At 68.9% G+C, this 531-nt stretch carries 1 protein-coding gene; it reads left to right on the top strand.

The genetic code is table 11. The features are described from left to right. A partial coding sequence (locus J5M67_RS27705; protein WP_207888582.1) for a dihydrodipicolinate synthase family protein occupies window positions 1–531 on the top strand: 531 nt, incomplete at both ends.

The raw sequence follows: 531 nt of genomic DNA, 5'->3' as shown, positions 1-531 counted from the left end.
ACGTCCGCCCGACGCAAGCGGGCGTGCAGCGGCACATCGAGGCGGTCGTCGAAGCGGCCGATCTGCCCGTGCTCGTCTACAACATCCCGTACCGCACCGGCGTGAACGTCGAACTCGATACGCTGAAGGCGCTGTCGCGCGATGCGCGCGTTGCCGGCGTGAAGGAATGCGGCGGCACGATGGAGCGCATGCTGCGCCTCGTGCACGAAACGCCGCTGCGCATCCTCTCCGGCGACGACAATCAGAATTTCGCAGCGCTGTGCGCGGGCGCGCACGGCGCGATCGCAAGCGCCGCACACGTATTGCCCGCGTGGCACGTGCGTGTGTACGCACTGCTGCGCGAAGGCCGGCTCGACGATGCGCGACGGATCGCGGTCGCGTTGCAGCCGCTCGTCGCCGATCTGTTCGCGGAACCGAATCCCGCGCCCGTGAAGGCGCTGCTCGCCGCGCAGGGCTGGTGCGATAACGCGTTGCGGCTGCCGTTCCTGCCGGTTGAAGAAGCGCTCGCGACGCGGCTGGTCGCACATTGGG

Source organism: Pseudomonas sp. 30_B, assembly GCF_017491605.1.
Taxonomy (GTDB): Bacteria; Pseudomonadota; Gammaproteobacteria; order Pseudomonadales; family Pseudomonadaceae; genus Pseudomonas.
The sequence above is the reverse complement of the archived record's forward strand: the minus strand, read 5'-3'. Positions and strand labels throughout refer to the sequence as shown.